Source organism: Flaviramulus basaltis (genome assembly GCF_900114265.1).
Lineage (GTDB): Bacteria > Bacteroidota > Bacteroidia > Flavobacteriales > Flavobacteriaceae > Flaviramulus > Flaviramulus basaltis.
Genome location: NZ_FPKV01000001.1, coordinates 1 through 17,977, shown reverse-complemented (window position 1 = coordinate 17,977; position 17,977 = coordinate 1). Strand labels below are relative to the sequence as shown.

Here is a 17,977-nt window from a genome sequence, read left to right as displayed (position 1 = left end):
TTTTTAAACAACCTGCAATAACATATGATTACATAAAAGTATCGGGAATTTCGCAAATTGGTATTGGCAACATCTTATGTTTATTCGAATTATTAAAGCGTTTGTATATTTTAAAAACTTCTTGCTCTCTGCCGCTAAAATCGTTGGCTGTTTTGCCTTCATCAGCCATTTTCATAGCCCATTCTAGTTCAGGGTAAGAAGCTCCTATTTGATCTTCATCAGTTCTGTCATCACCCCAAAGACCATCGGTTGGTGGAGCAACAATAATTTCTTTATTAACACCTAAATATTGTGCTATAGTATAAACCTCAGTTTTTAATAAATCTGCAATAGGACTTAAATCTACACCTCCATCACCATATTTTGTGTAAAACCCTACTCCAAAATCTTCTACTTTGTTACCTGTACCAGCTACTAAAAACTTTTCTAAAGCAGCAAAGTAATACAAAGTTGTCATACGTAACCTAGCTCTCGTGTTAGCTAAAGACATAAAGCGTTCCGCTTCATTATCAACATCGGGTAAAGCATCTATTAAACTATCAAATACTGGTGTTAAGTTAACTTGAGTGATACTTACATCATTAAAATTAGATTTTAACCATTCAATATGATTCATAGCTCTACTAACTTGAGTAGATGCTTGATGAATAGGCATTTCTAAACATAAAAGAGGTAATCCAGTTTTAGCGCAAAGTGTTGATGTTACTGCAGAGTCTATACCGCCAGAAACCCCAATAACAAAACCCTTCATGCCAGCGTTAGTGGCATAATCTTTTAACCAATTTACTATATAATCTACAACTTTTTCTGTTTGCATTTTAAATGAATTTAAATCTGAGAATAGTACCTTTGTAAACAAAAATAAACCATAGGCTCAATTTATAAAAATTTATATCGTTTAAGTTTCATATGAAATCAATAATATTATCTTTTATATTGTTATTTGTTGCTATTTCTTGCAAAAAAGAAAATAAAGCAGAGACTGAAATAGCTAAAATAAATACTGATATTAAAGTAGAACGTTTTGATAAGCTATTTTCAAAAGTTACTGCAAACAATTTATCCGAATTAAAAACAGCTTATCCTTTTATGTTTTCTGAAAAATATAAGGATTCATTTTGGCTAGCAAAAAAAAATGATACTTTACAAGTGCAATTGTTTAATGAAGTTGATAAAACCTTTAATAGTTTTGATGACACAGAAAACGAAATAGAAGCTTTATTTAATCATTTAAAATATTATTTCCCAGAGTTTAATCCTCCAAGAGTTATTACTACCACAAACGATGTAGATTATAGAAGCAAAGTAATAGTTACAGATACTATTGTGGTAATTGCGCTTGACACTTATTTAGGAAGTGATCATGAATTTTACGGTGGTATTCAAAAATATTTGAAATCTAACTTTAAAAAAGAGCAATTAGTTGTTGATATAGCAGAAGAATATGCCAAGAAATATATATATCAACCACAGCGTAAAACGTTACTTGATGAAATGATTTATTATGGAAAGCAACTCTATTTTAAAGATGTTATGATTCCTTTTAAAACAGATGCAGAACGTATAGGTTACACCCAAGCAGAATTAGATTGGGCAATGGCTAATGAAAGTTATGTTTGGCGCTACTTTGTAGAGCGTGAATTACTTTTTAGTACAGACTCTAAATTACCAGGTAGATTTATAAATGATGCACCATTTTCTAAGTTTTATTTAGAAGATATTGATGCTGATTCCCCTGGGAGATTAGGGCAATATGTTGGTTGGCAAATTATACGTGCATACATGGAACAAAATGATGTTACATTTAAGGAGATGCTAATAAAAAACACTGAAGATATTTTTAACAATACAAAGTTTAAACCTAGAAAATAATGGCAAATACTATAACCTCAAAAATCGAACTTAATGTTGAATTGGATGAAAACCGAGTGCCAGAAAAACTACATTGGACAGCACAAGATGGTGGTATAACAAATGAAGAAGCTAAAGCTATGATGCTTGCTGTTTGGGATGGTAAAACACAAGAGACATTACGTATAGATTTATGGACAAAAGACATGCCTGTTGATGAGATGAAAGTGTTTTTTCATCAAACCTTAGTTGCTATGAGTGATACATTTAATAGGGCAACTCAAGACGAAAAAATGACAGCTACAATGAAAGACTTTTGTGATTATTTTGCTGAAAAATTGGAGTTAAATAAATAATGTTTTAACTGATTTTTTGTTGAAAGAAGTTAGCTAACTAGAAAACTATTTTTACAAAAACTTGGTAATTTCTTGAATTCTTTAGTTTTCTAAATTTTTTCTAGTGAAAGTTAGAATATTACTTTCTATATAAAAAGTAGTTATTTACCAAGTCAATATAAATCTGTTTTGCCTCATCCTCAGTGATGTTTTCTACTTGAAATAGAGCATTAGTTTTAAAAGCATTAATTATAGCTTTTTTACTACTAGGTCTGCTATAATCATTAGTAGCTTTTTTATAATAAGCATAAAGCTTTAATAAAGTATCGGCAGGAAAAGGTTCACTGTGTGCATTAACACGCTTTACTGCATCTTGGAATTCTATGTCTAATTTTTTACTATTCATTAAGTTCAGCAATCACACTTTCGCCTCCGCGAACTTTTTGATTAAGAGACACTTTTATATCAGTATCTAATGGTAAAAATAAATCAACTCTTGAGCCAAACTTAATAAAGCCAGAATCACTTCCTTGTATTGCTTTGTCATTAAGTTTTGCGTAATTAACAATACGTTTGGCAAGAGCACCTGCTATTTGTCTATGTAGCACTTTTCCATAAGTTTCATTCTCTATAACAACTGTTGTGCGTTCGTTTTCCTCACTAGCTTTTGGATGCCATGCAACTAAATATTTACCAGGATGATATTTGCTAAAAATAACATTACCGCTAATAGGATAACGTGTTACATGCACATTTATAGGAGACATAAATACACTTACTTGTATACGTTTTTCTTTGAAGTATTCTTTTTCAAAAACTTCTTCAATAACTACTACTTTGCCATCAACAGGGGATACTACTTGTTTGTTATTTAGAGAGGTTTGTCGTTTAGGGTTTCTAAAAAATTGAAGTATTAATATTAAGAAAACCAATAAGGCAATCATAACAATGGCTCTTAACCATGAAATACTTATAAAATTATCAACCAATAAAAAAGAAGCAACTATAACAATAAATGTTATAAAAATGATTTTATGACCTTCCTTATGAAACATAATGTAAAATTCTTAAAAATAAATATATAAAAGGTGCTGCAAAAATAATACTATCTAATCGGTCTAGCAATCCACCATGACCAGGCATAATTACACCACTATCTTTAACTTTTGCCTGCCTTTTAAACTTAGATTCTATTAAATCGCCTAAGGTTCCAAAAACGCTAATAATAATGCTTAAAATCAACCAATTTGTAAACTCTAAAGAGTTTGTAAAGGTAGCAATAAAATAGCTAGCTACACATGAAAAAAACAATCCTCCTAGAAAACCTTCAACAGTTTTTTTTGGTGATATTTTTTCAAAAAGCTTTTGCTTACCAAAATTCTTGCCAACTATATAAGCAAAAGAATCATTTACCCAAACTAAAATAAATGAACCTAATAATATGTTAGGGTTATAATCTTCATAATAGTTTGCAATTAATATTAAAAAAACAAAGGCACTTGATAAATAAAATGTAGTGAGTATAAAACGTTTTGTTGCAAATAGAGGAATTGTTTTTTCTGAAAATAAATCTTTTATTAAAAATAGCTCAACAAATATAGATAGAACCATAAGTATTTGAGTAGCTTCATTTAAACCAAGATTTGTATTTAATACGGCTTGCCAATAGCCAAAAACAGCATATAATATAATAAATATAACATATGGAATATTACTTTTAAGTTGAATGAGCTTTTTGAATTCGCCTATACAAATTAAACCAAAAACAAAAAAAAGTGCTATTAATGCTTGTTCAAAATTTAAACAAATAATTAATAAGGAAACATAGAGTAACCCAGAAAATGAACGTACAAGAATTTCTTTCATTCTATAAATCTTCTAAAAGTAGTAGATATAAATTTTTGGCACTACTGCCATAGCTTAGAAAATCTTTTTCATCATCTGATTTAAAATGTTTTATAGTCGTAATATTAGTTGGAATTTTTTGTTTGTTTTTAGATTTTATTCCGCGTAAACCTTCTCCGATATTCTCAACAATTTGACTAGTTGTAGCAAACATTATAAAATTCACCGGTAACTCTGGGAGTTTTTTTTCAAATATTTGTTTTGATGAAATAAGGAGTGATCCATCATTTGCAATTAAATTTTCGCAAGTAGTTAATAAAAATGTAGAGTCACTTATTTTTTTTGTTGGTAGTAAGCCTGAATTTTTAAATTTAGCTTGTAAGTTCTGATCAAGTATTAAAACCTTTTCTTGTTCCCAGCTATTTTCTGCAATAATATAGTCTAAGTTTTCAAAAACTTCGTTTAAGTTTTCACAATACAAGAACTTACCGCCATTAGCTTTAAAGTTTATAGTAAACCTTTCGTCTATTGGTAGCTTTATTTCAGGCATATATTTGCCTCTATTTTCAGATTTTAATTCTTCTCCTGAACTCTCGGATTTAGAACCAAAAATTTTTCTAAAAAGACTCATTTAGTGAATTGCTATTAACCAAAATTTTTGAGATGTTTTTCAAATATAAAAAATCTTAAATTAACCATGCAGTTAATTTAAGATTTTTACTAAAAGCTTAACAAATATCTACTTTTCAGATTGCTCCTCTAAAGTTTCATTATTTACTTTTTTCTCTTCAGCTTCTTCTTTTACAAAAGCTCTTTTTCCAAATATTTTTTCGAGATTATCTTTAAAAATAACTTCTTTTTCTAAAAGAACTTCAGCAAGCTCTGTTAGTTTGTCTTTGTTCTTTTCAAGTAAATCAATAGCTCTTTTGTACTGTTTTTCAATAATATCTGAAATTTCTTGATCAATCAATTCTGCAGTTTGTTCACTATAAGGTTTAGAAAAACCAAACTCATTTTGTCCGGAAGAATCGTAATAAGTTAGGTTACCAACTTTATCACTTAATCCATAAACGGTTACCATAGCTCTAGCCTGTTTAGTCACCTTTTCAAGGTCGCTAAGTGCTCCTGTAGATATTTTGTTGAAAATTACTTTTTCGGCAGCACGACCACCAAGAGCAGCACACATTTCATCAAGCATTTGTTCTGGATGAACAATTAAACGCTCTTCTGGTAAATACCATGCAGCACCTAATGAACGTCCACGAGGAACGATTGTTACTTTTACTAAAGGTGCAGCATGTTCTAACATCCAACTTACTGTTGCATGACCAGCTTCATGATAAGCTACCGCTTTTTTCTCACTAGGAGTAATTATTTTATTTTTCTTTTCTAAACCACCAATTATTCTATCTACAGCGTCAAGAAAATCTTGTTTGTCAACAGCTTTTTTACCATTTCTAGCAGCTATTAATGCAGCTTCGTTACAAACGTTAGCAATATCAGCTCCAGAAAAACCTGGGGTTTGTTTAGATAGAAAATCTAAATCTAAATCTTTAGCTTTTTTAAGAGGTCTTAAGTGTACTTCAAAAATTTCTTTACGTTCACGAACATCTGGTAAATCAACAAAAATTTGTCTATCAAAACGTCCTGCACGCATTAAAGCTGTGTCTAAAATATCAGCTCTATTGGTAGCAGCAATAACAATAACGTTAGTATTTGTGCCAAAACCATCCATTTCGGTTAGTAGTTGGTTTAGTGTGTTTTCGCGTTCGTCATTGCTTCCAGACATAGCGTTTTTTCCTCTAGCACGACCAATGGCATCAATTTCATCTATAAAAATGATAGAAGGAGATTTTTCTTTGGCTTGTTTAAATAAATCTCTAACACGAGATGCACCAACACCAACAAACATTTCAACGAAATCTGAACCAGATAATGAAAAGAAAGGTACTTTAGCTTCACCGGCAACGGCTTTTGCTAATAAGGTTTTTCCAGTTCCTGGAGGTCCTACAAGTAATGCGCCTTTAGGGATTTTTCCTCCTAGTGTTGTGTATTTTTCTGGGTATTTAAGAAAGTCTACAATTTCTTGAACTTCTTCTTTTGCACCTTCTAAACCAGCTACATCTTTAAAACTTGTTTTAACTTCTGTATTTTGGTCAAAAAGTTTAGCTTTTGATTTTCCAATATTAAAAATTTGTCCACCAGCACCGCCGCCAGCACCACCTGACATACGACGCATGATAAATATCCAAACACCAATAAGTAAGATGAAAGGCAGAATTCCCATAAGAAGATTTCCCCAATCATTAGTTTCGGTATCAAATTTTACAACTGGCTTAACACTTAAATCTTTAGTGGCTTCATTTAATTTGTTTTCAAAATTTTGAAGATCACCAAATTCAAATTTATAGTTAGGTAATTTTGTAGCAGTAGGTATAAAGGTTTGAGGCTTTGAGTTTTTATGAATTTCTTTAGCTTCAGCATCTTTAGTTAAATAAACTTTTGCAACACGGGTGTTTTTAATGATATCTACTTTTTCAACGTCACCAGCTTCTAAATATTTAAAAAATTCTGCAGGAGTTGTTGCACTACCATCTGAATAACTTCCATTACTAAATAATTGAAAGCCTAAGAAAATAGCTATTAATATACCGTAAATCCAATACGGACTGAATTTAGGTTTCTTGTCTTTTATATTTTTTTTATCGTTTGCCATCTGATTTTTTTAGTAGCTAGTTTCTATTACTGTTGTTTTTGCATCGCCCCAAAGACTTTCAATATCGTAATACTCTCTTATGTGTTTTTGAAATACATGAACTACAACATTCACATAATCAATTAAAACCCATTCGGCATTATCAACACCTTCAGTGTGCCAAGGATTGTCTTTAAGCTCTTTGCTTACCTTTTTTTGTATGGAATTAACTATGGCGTTTACTTGCGTATTAGAAGTACCTTCGCAAATTATAAAGTAATCACAAACGGTGTTTTCAATATCTCTTAAATCTAGAATGTTTATTTCTTTGCCTTTAACATCTTCAATGCCACTAATTATTACTGATATTAATTGGTCTGTGCTTATTTTTTCTTTCGCCATTAATTTTATTTAATTTGTGCAAAGTTATTATTTTTTTAGTTCTTTATACTTTAAAATAATCATAAGATTTTTAAGCATAACAATAACTTCAATATGAACATAATCAAACTTGATGCCATCGATTCTACAAATTCATTTTTAAAAGAGATGATTAGTAAGCAAGAGGTTGCCGATTATACTGTTGTTGTTGCAGAATACCAAACAAATGGACGAGGGCAAATGGGCGCTCTTTGGAGTTCTAATAAAGGTGAAAACCTTATGTTTAGCTTGTTTAAGGATTTAAGTAAACATGATGTTGAATACCCTTTTTATATTAGTATGGCTATTTCTTTGGCTATTTTAAAAACTTTAAAAACTTTAAATATTCCTGACTTACGTATAAAATGGCCTAACGACATTTTGTCAGCAAATAAGAAAATTTGTGGAATTTTGATTGAAAATGTCATAAAAAACAGACTCAATTCAACAATTATAGGTGTAGGTGTTAATGTAAATCAGACTAAATTTTGTGACCTTCCAAAGGCTTCATCTTTAAAGAATATTACTGGAATTCATTATAATTTGGATGAAATTTTAGGTAGTATTATTAAAGATACAAAACATTATTCTTCACTTTTACAGCAAGAAAAATACGATGCTGTTAAAAATGAATATGAAGAGAGTTTATTTAGAAAAAATAAACCATCAACATTCAAAAATACTGATGGTTTGTTATTTTCTGGATTTATAAAAGGTGTTACCAAGTATGGTAAACTACAAGTGATTTTAGAAGACGAAATTGTAAAGAAATTTGATCTTAAAGAAATTACATTGCTTTATTAAATAGCTTTAGGAATACTTGTTGCTAGTGTTTCAATGAATTTGCTAATAGGGCCTTTTATCATCATAGCCATCATAGGGTTAAAGTCACCAGTAAATTCTAATTGTACTTCACTTGATGCATCATCAATTTTAACTATATTTCCAATAAGTGAAAAATCTATTTTGCCACCTGCTGCACCTAAAATAATTTTATTTGGCGGGATAACTTCTTTCTTTTTAAGAATGATTTCAGGCATTCCTTTTAAAGCAAATAAAAATTTATCGTCACCTAAAACTTCAAATTTGCTAATATTTTCAGGCATTAATGATTTGAAATTTTTAACATCAGATAGAAAATTAAATACTTCTTCTGGTGATTTACTTACGCTAATTTTTGGGGATTCTAAGTTCATAATATAATTTTGTTTTTTATTGCTATATCAATTAGCGTTCCATTCACTAGGATTGGTATTCCATTCAGATAATGTTTTTAATTCTTTTTCTGAAATATAATTGGTTTCTAAAGCCTCTTCCAATAAGTTTTCATAATTACTTAAAGTATGTAGAAGGATGTTCTCTTTTTTAAAATTTTCATCAGCAACATCAAAACCATAAGTAAAAATAGCAACCATACCTTTTACATTTATACCAGCTTCTTTTAAGGCTTTAACTGCATTTAGGCTACTTTTTCCTGTGCTTATTAAGTCTTCAACAACAACTACATTTTGTCCGCTTTCAATAAATCCTTCAATTTGGTTTTTACGTCCGTGACCTTTAGCATCTGGTCTTACATAAATAAATGGTAAGCCTAAATATTCTGCAACTAACATACCAATACCTATGGCGCCCGTCGCAACACCTGCAATAACATCTGGTTTTCCATATTGTTTTTCAATATGTTTTCCCATAGTTTCACGAATGTAATTTCTAATAGTTGGAAATGATAATATAATGCGGTTATCACAATAAATTGGTGATTTCCATCCAGAAGCCCAAGTAAATGGTTCATTAGGGCTAAGTTTTATGGCATTAACCTGCAATAAAACTTCGGCGGTTTTTTTAGCGGTATTTTTGTTAAAAATCATGTTGGCGAAATTACATATAAATTTAGTTTTATGTTACAGTTAATTATCAATAAAAAAAAAATTTTTTAACAATTTTATAACTAAAAATGATATTTTTACCATGTTGAAAATATTAATTACAGCTAAGTATGTATAGAGTTTTTGTTGGTGATAAACCAATAATTTTAACAACGGTAGTAGAGAAAGAAGATGACTTTAAGAATTATTTACTTAACACAGTAAATATAAGAAAGGCAATTAGAAAGCTTAATACAACATCTTTAAAAGAAGTTAGATTAATACATAAAAATAAAGATAAGCTTTTAAAAAAATTCTTAAAAAAGCTGCCTAATGTAATTGCAGGTGGAGGTAAAGTTTATAATGATAAAGGGGAGGTTTTATTCATTTATAGAAATGATAAATGGGATTTACCAAAAGGTAAGACAGAAGGAAAAGAGACCATTGAAAAAACTGCTATTAGAGAAGTAGAAGAAGAAACTGGTGTGGAAAGTTTAATAATAACCAAACCGTTAGATACTACTTACCATATTTTTAAACGTAATGGGCGTTATAAAATAAAAATAACTTATTGGTTTGAAATGAAAACTAACTATAACGGTAAATTAAATGCTCAAGTAGATGAAGGTATTACTAAAGTAGAGTGGTTAGATAACAACCAAATTAAAGAAGCTCTTGAAAATTCTTATGCAAATATTAAGTTGCTTGTTTAGTTTGAAGCAGGTTTTATGTTAGAATATCTAAAGTTTGATTTTGAAAAAAGATATTTAATTTAAGTTTTAAAACCATTAAGGATAAAAAAGTAGTTGAAATTAATGGCGTTTTTTTTGAAAAGCCTAAATTAATACAAAAGGATACTGAAAATAAAAAACCTTCCAGAAACTAGGAAGGTTTTTTTATAAACATAGGTAAAAATAGTATTAATCTATAACAATACTTTCGATGCCTTTTTCTAAAGCGTTTTCCATAATTCCTGGCATAGCTAAACCTTCGGCACGGAAAACACTTGTGTCATTAACACCGAAGAAACTGAAAAGAGCTTTAAGATATGGCACATTAAAATCGTTTGCTTGATATACTCCTTTTGAAAAAATACTTCCACTTGAAACTGCGAGGTACAATTTTTTGTTATTCAACAAACCTTCAGGTCCTTTTTCGGAATAACTAAATGTATAACCTGCTCTCGAAACATGGTCAATATATGCTTTGAGCGAAGAAGTAATTGAAAAATTATAAATAGGAGAGTCAACTACGATAATATCGGCTTCCTGCAATTCTGAAATTAGTTTCTCTGAATATGTATTAATTTTTTCTTGTTCAGTAGTACGACTTTCTGCAGGTGAAAAAAACGAAGTTACATGAGTTTCTTCTAAATGTGGAATAAGATTTTTTGATAAATCTCGCTCTTTCAAAGTGATTTCAGGGTATTTTTTTTTAATTTCTCCCACAATAGCATTTCCTAATTTTCTACTTACAGATGCGTCGGTTCTTGGGCTTGAAATAATATGCAATACTTTTTTCATATTTTTTTTAAAATTTAAAATTGTTCTGCAAAGTTATTTATATTTGGTTATTAAAAATTAGTAGTAAACAAAAGGTTAGTAGTAACCTTTTTGTTAGTTAACTATAATTATATATTGTTATGGAGAAAGAATCTGTTTATGAAAAGCCCACAGAAGTTTGTGTCAACAAATGTTCAGAAAAATTATTTGCTGTCGAAGATGCGCTTTATGTAATTGGTGGGAAATGGAAACTAAAAATTATTATTGTGTTGCAGGAAGTTGGAAACATTCGGTTTAATGAATTGCAAAGAAATATTGGTGCAATTTCGGCTCGTGTTCTTTCTAATGAACTTAAAGACTTGGAAATGAATGGATTTGTAAAAAGAGTTGTTTATGCAGAACGAAACCCTGTGGTTGTGGAATATGTATCTACAGATTATAGCAAAACATTGAAAAATACCATTATTGCTCTTTCAGATTGGGGTAGGGAACATAAGTTAAATATCAGAAAAGATAAGTTTTAGTTTATTATAGAAAAGTTGTGAAGAATTAATTCACTTACCTTTTGTTACAACATCATAAGATGTTTGAAACTACATGATGATTATTTGAAATCGTTTTAAGTTTAGCTGATAATTTCATAAAGTCAATTGCAAAATTTAGCTTTCTGCGTTAAAGAACACCTTATAATAATGCATTTTCTTTTCATCATCATAACCACGTTCTAGATATTCGGCTGAAGCGTCTGGAGCATCAATATCTAGTTTTATTTGTATGTTGGTGTCTAGTTTAATATCTGTTTTTATTTTTCGTTTTTCTTTATTAACAACAGCTTCGGCTACGTCAAATTGGTTTCTGATAACTAAATTTTGTTCACCTTCAAATTCTTTTTTATAATCTTCGAACTCTCTAATTTGTTTTTCATCTTCAAAAAGTTCTTCTTTAAATTGTTCGATATTTACAATTTCATTTTCTTTAAAAAAATCAATAGTTTTTGCTAGAAATGTATTTTGTTCTTTGGCACCATAACTCGTTTTTAAAATCTCGGTAGAGAAATCTTTACATAACTCAATATATTGTTGGGTATGATTATTAGAATCATCAGCATATTTAATATTTAAAAAGTGATTAATCCAATATTGGGCATCGTAACTATTATTATCTACACTTAAAATAATATTTCCTTCACCATCACTTTGGTTTAAAATTAAACAGCCTTTATCTACTTTTTTTGAGCTTATTCCTTTTTGCACCAATACATCATAACTTTTATCTTCTAAAAAGGTTTGAAAGAAATTTACTTTATTTTCAATTTTAAAAATACCAATAGCATTGGTTGTCATGTCTCTAAATTCGATACCTTCAAACATAACTATTAAAACATCACCTGTTTTTATATTTGCAGAACTAGACTGCTCATATAAATGTGTTACCATGTGTTTTGAGATTTCTACAAAACCATCTTCATCATTAAACATTTGTGTGCTGTAGCTATTTATTTCATTTAATGAAATATTTGCATGGTGGTTAAAACGATAGCTTTGTACTACACTACCAAAAGGCCTTAAAAGAAAAGGTAACATTAAATCGTAACTGGCTTCATCAAAATCGACTAATTTTTCTGAAAAAGCATTTTTTGTATCGTTGAATTTATTACCAACTTTATGAATAATGAACTTTGAAATTGAGGCATTTTTACGTGAAATCATAAATAAATATTTAAGACTGCAATACTATTAAATTAAGTTTGAATATTGATAAAAAAAGAACGCCAAAGCATTACACTTTGACGTTCCGTAAGATTCGAGGACTTGCGCGACTTGGTTGTCGTTATATTTTTTGCTTAACATAACAATAGTTATCCATATTAGGTGTTATCCTAAAATGAAAAAACAGGTATATTAGTTATGTAGAGATTTCTGTGAAAATTTGATTAATAGCTGGTTAAATATAAAGATTAGTTTTTGATAAACAAGTGCCTTAAAATAAAATTACTAACAGAGTTATTAGCAATTAATTAATTTGATAAAGAATTATAGAATTACTTTCACCCTTTGTTACAAACTCTAGCTTTCTGTCGCTATCAATATTATTAATTTCTATTGAAGAATTTCCATAAACCGGAAAATTAGGCAGTAAATTGGATTGACTGTCAAAAAGGAGAATTTTATGTGATTGTAAATCGGTAACACTTACATAAATTTTATCGTTTATATAAAAAAGTTTACATTTTGAATAATCACCATAATCCAGTTCTGTGGTTTTATTTTTTATTAATAATTTGTTTTCACTCAAGGCTACAAGTGTTTTACTGCTTGATTCAATAGTGTGTTTTTCTGAAAGATTTATTTTTCTTGAAGACACATTTCCTTTAGTGTCTATAGAAATTAAATTACCGTCAAGACTGGTAGTCGTAAATGTATTATTATATAAAAAAATGGGTTGATTAGAATAATTATTTTCGTTTTTAGGTGATACTCTTGTTTTTCCCTTTCTATCTAATATATAAAGTTTGTTTTGTGTTTTAAAAGCGATATAATCCTTAGTGCCAATTCTAAAATGTTTAGGTTGGCAAATAATATTGCTATTAGCAGATTTTAAATTAAAACCATTTACAATTTTTGCCTTAACAGTATACATTAAAATATTTTTACCTTGTGTTACTAAAAGGCGGTAATTTTTGTTTTTATCATAATCAAAAACAGATAAAGGCTGCGTGATTTCGTCATTAAATTTTGCAGGAAACGGCGCTACATCTCTACCGCTTCTATCAATAACATAAACTCTATTTGGAGTAGCAAAAGCAAGTTGTAATCTTCCGTTTTTGTAAATGTCAATTTGTTCAATAGTTCCTAAAACAGGACCTTGTAATGCTTTTTTCCAAAGAATTTTTCCTTCATTAGAAATTAAATATAAGTTGTTGTTAACGTCTTGAACAACAATTTCTTTTTGTTTAGTAATATGATTTGTTACAAACTGAGGATTATTTAAAAGATCTTTATCAAGTTTAATATTAAGTTCTTCTGAAACCGAATTTATGGAAGCTTTAGTTTCACTCTTTTTTATAATGGCATGAATATGTGCAAAATTATTATCATAAATAAATTGAATTGCAGATGCATTATAGTTGTTTAGTTTGTAGTTGTTATCATCTTTAAAATTTTTATTTAATATGGATTTTAAAGATGATGAATTTGTTACTTGTATTAGTGATGATGCGTCACTTAAATTGTCTTTTATATTTTTAAATTCATTGTTATTACTTAAAGTGGTTTTGTTTTGATAACTAGCAATAATATTTTGGAGCATTTCTATACTATTGGCAAAAACAAATAGATTATCTAGCACACAATATATGGTTGCATCGTTAAATGAAATTAATGGTGAAAATGTTTTTGAGAATAAATTTGGTTTACTAAAACTGTAAATATCAATTTCTCGGTAAGTGTCTATAACGGTTTGTTCACTTAAAAGAGCATCTTTTGTAGCAATTATATCAATCGAATTTAAAATAATAGCCCGGTTATGATCTTCATATACTACTCCAACTTCAATAATATCATTAAAGAGAGTAGAAGTAGAGGTTATAGAATCTTTTAAATTGAACTTAGCAAGGTTGTTTTCAATAGTTTTAAAATCATCAAAAGTAAAACTCATAAAACCATCACTATTAGATGGTGCTATATTTTGAATTTGATTTTCTTGCGGAATCGTATTTTTAAAAATATTGATTAAGCTTTTTGATGAGTCGTTCGCTTTTGTAACACCATTTATAAGAATGCTGTTTTGAGTGATATCAACATCTGCAGCGATATAATTTGTGAATGTTTTTAATGAAATAGAATCTTCAACAAAAAATGTTTTAGCAAATACCTTATTAGGTTTTAATAAAATAGAAAACGTTTTGTCATTATTAATGGTACTGTATGTTTTTTTTAATTCAATATCGGCATCAGATTTATTAAAAACGGCATCTACAATATCTTTTGAAGATGAGGCGAAAAAAATACTATCTATAACTGTACTATAAAAGGTGTTGTTGTTTATGGTAGATTTTGTAATGGTTTTGTTTTTCTGCTTAAGTGTTTCTTCTATATAATTAGGTAAGGAGTCTTTAATAAATAGGTCTTGACTGTACTTTGTGATTATAGAATATTGAAGACTATCCTTTGAATCGTTTGAAAAACATATTAATACTTCACTTGATGGATTTAAATAAGATAATCCTTCAAGCTTGTTTTCTAAATTTTTATAAGAATTGGCATTAGAAATTTTTTGTAAAAAGTCACTATTATTTAAACTGCTTTTTAAACCTTCAACATTAGTGGATTTTATAATTATAGAGGTGTTTTCTGGAACAAAATCAATAAACTTAGAACGATTTGATTCAATGGTATTACAGCTTATGAAAAGTAGAGTAATGAGGGCAAAATAAAAAAATCTCATGAAGTGAATGAATTATTTACAAATATAAAAACTTATAAGTCTAAGTTAAATTGTTCTGGTAATAATCTAAAGGATTTTCTATGATATTTTGTTATACCATATTTTCTAATAGCCTCTCTGTGTTCTTTAGTTGGGTAACCCTTGTTTTTTTTCCAATTATACATAGGGTATTCTTCGTGAATGACATTCATATAGATATCTCGATACGTTTTTGCTAAAATAGATGCTGCAGCAATACTTAAATATTTACCATCACCTTTTATAATAGTTTCAAAAGGAATATTTTTAAAAGGTTTAAATCTATTGCCATCAACAATTATAAATTGGGGGTTTAATGTTAATTTTTCAATAGATTTATGCATTGCTAAAATGGAAGCATTGAGAATATTGATACTATCTATTTCCTCTTGGAAAACATGTGCAACCCCAAAATTTAAAGCTTGCTCTTCAATAATAGGTTTTAACAGGTCTCTTTTTTTTTCGCTAAGTTGTTTGGAGTCGTTTAATATCGAATTTTTAAATTTCTCAGGAAGAATAACTGCAGCAGCAGTTACAGGACCAGCAAGACAGCCACGACCTGCTTCATCTGTGCCACATTCAATATTATAATTCGAATATTTTTCTAATAACATAGAGCTAAAATATTCATAAACTTATAATTGTTTAACATAGTATAAGTATTTATTTTCTTGTTTAAGAATTAGGGTTTCTTTATTTAAAATATTTACCCGCACTTTACGTTCAAATAATTACTTTTGCCTCGGAAATATGTATTTATGAATAAATTAGTTTTTGTTTTACTTTTTATATTGTTTTGTAATGGGTTAAATGCTCAAAGAAAGCTCGGAGGTTTTGGTGAAAAGAAAGATATAGTAAACACTCAAGACACCATAAGTAGAACATCTAAAAAAGGATCAGGAATAAAAAGTCCAAAGGCCAAAATAGAAGATTATCTAATTATTTCTTTTGAGAACGATACTACATACGTCGACACCAGTTTAACTATTCAAAAAGAATATAAGTTTAACTATTTAAGAAAGGATAATTTTGGATTAATGCCTTTTTCAAATTTAGGGCAAACCTATAATAGTTTAACTTATAATTTAGAAAATACAAGCCTAATCCCTGGGTTTGGAGCACGAGCTAGACATTTCAATTACATGGAAATTGAAGATATAAACTATTATCGCGTTCCAACTCCATTAACAGAACTGTTTTTTAAAACAGCTTTTGAGCAAGGTCAATTAGCCGATTCTTTTTTTACCATAAATACATCACCTCAATTTAATTTCTCAATAGCTTATAAAGGGCTTCGTTCTTTAGGGAAATATCAACACATTTTAACAAGCACTGGTAATTTTAGATTTACTTCAAATTACAGAACAAAAAATGACCGTTATAATTTTAGAGGGCATATAGTTATGCAAGATTTGTTGAATCAAGAAAACGGAGGTATTCAAGATGATGGTATAGAATCTTTTGAAGAAGGAGAAGAAGAGTTTTTAGACCGATCAATATTAGAAGTGAATTTTGAAAATGCCGAAAGTATCTTAAGAGGAAAGAGATTTCATTTAGAACATAATTATAAAATCATCAGAGAAAAAGATTCTCTTTCAAAAAACAAATTAAGCATAGGTCATATTATTTCTTTTGAAGATAAATATTTTCAATATGATCAATCAACAGCCAACACAAGTTTTTTTGGTGATGCTTTTAAAACATCAAAACTAAAAGATCGTGCAACATTAGAAAATTTATACAATCAACTTAAATTAAATTATAGTAATAATATAATAGGAGACCTGCAATTTAATGTAAGTAACAATAATTATAATTATGGTTATGATAAAATTGTAGTTTTAAATGGCAATACCATAAAAAACAGAATAAAAGGCGATATCTTTTCAGCTGGTGGTAAATATCATAAACAGTATAGAGGTTTTGATTTACAAGGGGAATTGGGTATTAATATATCTGGCGACTTTGATGGTAACTTTTTAAAAGCACAAGCATCCTTTAAGTTAAATGAAGATATTGCGGCAACAGCAACATTAAACCATAGTTCTCAAGCGCCAAATTATAATACACTATTATATCAAAGTGATTATATAAATTACAACTGGCAAAATAATTTCACTAACACCGAAACTCAGCAGTTAGCATTTAATGTAAAATATAAAAAATTAGCAAATATTACTTTGGATTATTCAACAATAAACGACTATGTTTATTTCAAAGAAGACGAAACAAGTAATCAAGTAAAACCATTTCAAAACAATAACTCCATAACATATCTAAGAGTTAAATTTGAAAACGAAATAAAAGTTGGCAAGTTTGCTTTAAACAATACTATATTATATCAAAACGTTCAAGACGATAATAATGTATTAAACGTTCCAGAGATCACAACAAGAAACACGTTATATTTTTCTAGTCATTTATTTAAAAAGGCCTTGTATTTGCAAACAGGAGTAACACTTAATTACTTCACAAAGTATTATATGAATGATTACAGTCCGCTGTTAGCAGAATTCTATGTGCAAAACGAAAGAGAGTTTGGAGATTTCCCTCGTCTAGATTTCTTTATAAATGCAAAAATCCGTCAAACTCGAATCTATTTAAAAGCAGAACATTTCAATTCAGCCTTTACAGGGTATAACTATTATTCAGCGCCAAACTACCCATATCGCGATTTCATTGTTCGCTTCGGTGTTGTTTGGAACTTCTTTTTATAAAACAATAATGGCGTTCCCCCATTCAGGGGTTGGGCTTTACATTATATCTTTTTTAAAAAAGTAAAAAAGGATGTCATTACAATTCCTAACGCGGGGTTAGTATAAAGGGATTTGGTTTAATCAGGAGTTTGAGATACTCTAATAAGGTCACCTTATATAATATAGGTATCTAATCAAAACCCTACAATTTTTATTAGTCTATATATATAGACTAATAAAAAACCATTCTCTTAAAGGGGGTTTTAGGGGATATGATCTCAAAAAGGCCAAGATAAATCAGTTT

At 29.1% G+C, this 17,977-nt stretch carries 19 protein-coding genes; 6 read left to right on the top strand and 13 right to left on the bottom strand.

All coding sequences use genetic code 11. The features are described from left to right. Positions 1-28 precede the first annotated feature (28 nt). Complete coding sequence (gene nadE / locus BT151_RS00095; RefSeq protein WP_072399524.1) at positions 29-817, bottom strand: NAD(+) synthase; 789 nt, start codon at positions 815-817, stop codon at positions 29-31. 92 nt (positions 818-909) lie between these two features. Here nadE and gldB point away from each other — a divergent pair, with 92 nt between their 5' ends. Together gldB and gldC are read left to right on the top strand one after the other, a co-directional pair. Beyond that, positions 910-1,872: a gliding motility lipoprotein GldB gene (gene gldB / locus BT151_RS00090; protein ID WP_072399523.1), complete on the top strand. Its 963-nt coding sequence runs from the start codon at positions 910-912 to the stop codon at positions 1,870-1,872. Then, entirely contained in the window at positions 1,872-2,207 is a 336-nt protein-coding gene (gldC, locus tag BT151_RS00085) for a gliding motility protein GldC (protein WP_072399522.1), read from the top strand. The genes gldB and gldC overlap by 1 nt, the downstream gene beginning before the upstream one ends. 118 nt (positions 2,208-2,325) lie before the next feature. On the opposite strand, the gene BT151_RS00080 is transcribed toward gldC, so the two are convergent. The 6 genes from BT151_RS00080 to rsfS form a co-directional block, all read right to left on the bottom strand. Continuing rightward, entirely contained in the window at positions 2,326-2,592 is a 267-nt protein-coding gene (locus BT151_RS00080; RefSeq protein WP_072399521.1) for an acyl-CoA-binding protein, read from the bottom strand. Further along, positions 2,585-3,241 carry a phosphatidylserine decarboxylase family protein gene (locus BT151_RS00075; RefSeq protein ID WP_072399520.1) on the bottom strand — a complete coding sequence of 219 codons (657 nt, stop codon included), beginning with the start codon at positions 3,239-3,241 and terminating at the stop codon, positions 2,585-2,587. The genes BT151_RS00080 and BT151_RS00075 overlap by 8 nt, the downstream gene beginning before the upstream one ends. Further along, positions 3,231-4,052 (bottom strand): phosphatidate cytidylyltransferase, encoded by an 822-nt coding sequence (locus tag BT151_RS00070; protein WP_072399519.1) that lies wholly within the window; start codon positions 4,050-4,052, stop codon positions 3,231-3,233. The genes BT151_RS00075 and BT151_RS00070 overlap by 11 nt, the downstream gene beginning before the upstream one ends. Position 4,053: 1 nt before the next feature. Next, positions 4,054-4,662: an LUD domain-containing protein gene (locus tag BT151_RS00065; protein ID WP_072399518.1), complete on the bottom strand. Its 609-nt coding sequence runs from the start codon at positions 4,660-4,662 to the stop codon at positions 4,054-4,056. A 108-nt stretch (positions 4,663-4,770) separates the two neighbouring features. After that, a complete protein-coding gene (gene ftsH / locus BT151_RS00060) occupies positions 4,771-6,747 on the bottom strand; it encodes an ATP-dependent zinc metalloprotease FtsH (protein WP_072399517.1) in 1,977 nt (658 codons plus the stop codon). Between the two features lie 9 nt (positions 6,748-6,756). After that, complete coding sequence (rsfS, locus tag BT151_RS00055; protein ID WP_072399516.1) at positions 6,757-7,128, bottom strand: ribosome silencing factor; 372 nt, start codon at positions 7,126-7,128, stop codon at positions 6,757-6,759. A gap of 93 nt (positions 7,129-7,221) precedes the next feature. Here rsfS and BT151_RS00050 point away from each other — a divergent pair, with 93 nt between their 5' ends. Next, a complete protein-coding gene (locus BT151_RS00050) occupies positions 7,222-7,950 on the top strand; it encodes a biotin--[acetyl-CoA-carboxylase] ligase (RefSeq protein ID WP_072399515.1) in 729 nt (242 codons plus the stop codon). On the opposite strand, the gene BT151_RS00045 is transcribed toward BT151_RS00050, so the two are convergent. Beyond that, complete coding sequence (locus tag BT151_RS00045; protein ID WP_072399514.1) at positions 7,947-8,342, bottom strand: SRPBCC family protein; 396 nt, start codon at positions 8,340-8,342, stop codon at positions 7,947-7,949. The two genes, BT151_RS00050 and BT151_RS00045, sit on opposite strands and share 4 nt — an antisense overlap. 27 nt (positions 8,343-8,369) lie before the next feature. Further along, on the bottom strand, positions 8,370-9,014 hold the full coding sequence (pyrE, locus tag BT151_RS00040; RefSeq protein ID WP_072399513.1) for an orotate phosphoribosyltransferase: 645 nt from the start codon (positions 9,012-9,014) through the stop codon (positions 8,370-8,372). A gap of 128 nt (positions 9,015-9,142) precedes the next feature. Here pyrE and BT151_RS00035 point away from each other — a divergent pair, with 128 nt between their 5' ends. Next, positions 9,143-9,724 (top strand): NUDIX hydrolase, encoded by a 582-nt coding sequence (locus BT151_RS00035; protein WP_072399512.1) that lies wholly within the window; start codon positions 9,143-9,145, stop codon positions 9,722-9,724. A gap of 207 nt (positions 9,725-9,931) precedes the next feature. Here BT151_RS00035 and BT151_RS00030 read toward each other — a convergent pair whose 3' ends face one another. Next, positions 9,932-10,534 (bottom strand): FMN-dependent NADH-azoreductase, encoded by a 603-nt coding sequence (locus BT151_RS00030; protein WP_072399511.1) that lies wholly within the window; start codon positions 10,532-10,534, stop codon positions 9,932-9,934. Between the two features lie 119 nt (positions 10,535-10,653). Between BT151_RS00030 and BT151_RS00025 the strand changes: the two genes are divergently transcribed. Continuing rightward, entirely contained in the window at positions 10,654-11,037 is a 384-nt protein-coding gene (locus BT151_RS00025; RefSeq protein ID WP_072399510.1) for a winged helix-turn-helix transcriptional regulator, read from the top strand. A 135-nt stretch (positions 11,038-11,172) separates the two neighbouring features. On the opposite strand, the gene BT151_RS00020 is transcribed toward BT151_RS00025, so the two are convergent. The 3 genes from BT151_RS00020 to BT151_RS00010 form a co-directional block, all read right to left on the bottom strand. After that, positions 11,173-12,222, bottom strand: a complete 1,050-nt coding sequence (locus BT151_RS00020; RefSeq protein WP_072399509.1) for a nucleoid-associated protein — start codon at positions 12,220-12,222, stop codon at positions 11,173-11,175. A gap of 304 nt (positions 12,223-12,526) precedes the next feature. Further along, the gene (locus BT151_RS00015; RefSeq protein WP_072399508.1) at positions 12,527-14,959 is read right to left on the bottom strand and encodes a ribonuclease HII; all 2,433 of its coding nucleotides are present in this window, start codon (positions 14,957-14,959) and stop codon (positions 12,527-12,529) included. Between the two features lie 32 nt (positions 14,960-14,991). Beyond that, positions 14,992-15,591, bottom strand: coding sequence for a ribonuclease HII (locus BT151_RS00010; protein ID WP_072399507.1), 600 nt, complete (start codon positions 15,589-15,591; stop codon positions 14,992-14,994). Between the two features lie 144 nt (positions 15,592-15,735). Here BT151_RS00010 and BT151_RS00005 point away from each other — a divergent pair, with 144 nt between their 5' ends. Continuing rightward, positions 15,736-17,694, top strand: coding sequence for a putative porin (locus tag BT151_RS00005; protein ID WP_072399506.1), 1,959 nt, complete (start codon positions 15,736-15,738; stop codon positions 17,692-17,694). The last annotated feature ends 283 nt before the right edge of the window (positions 17,695-17,977 follow it).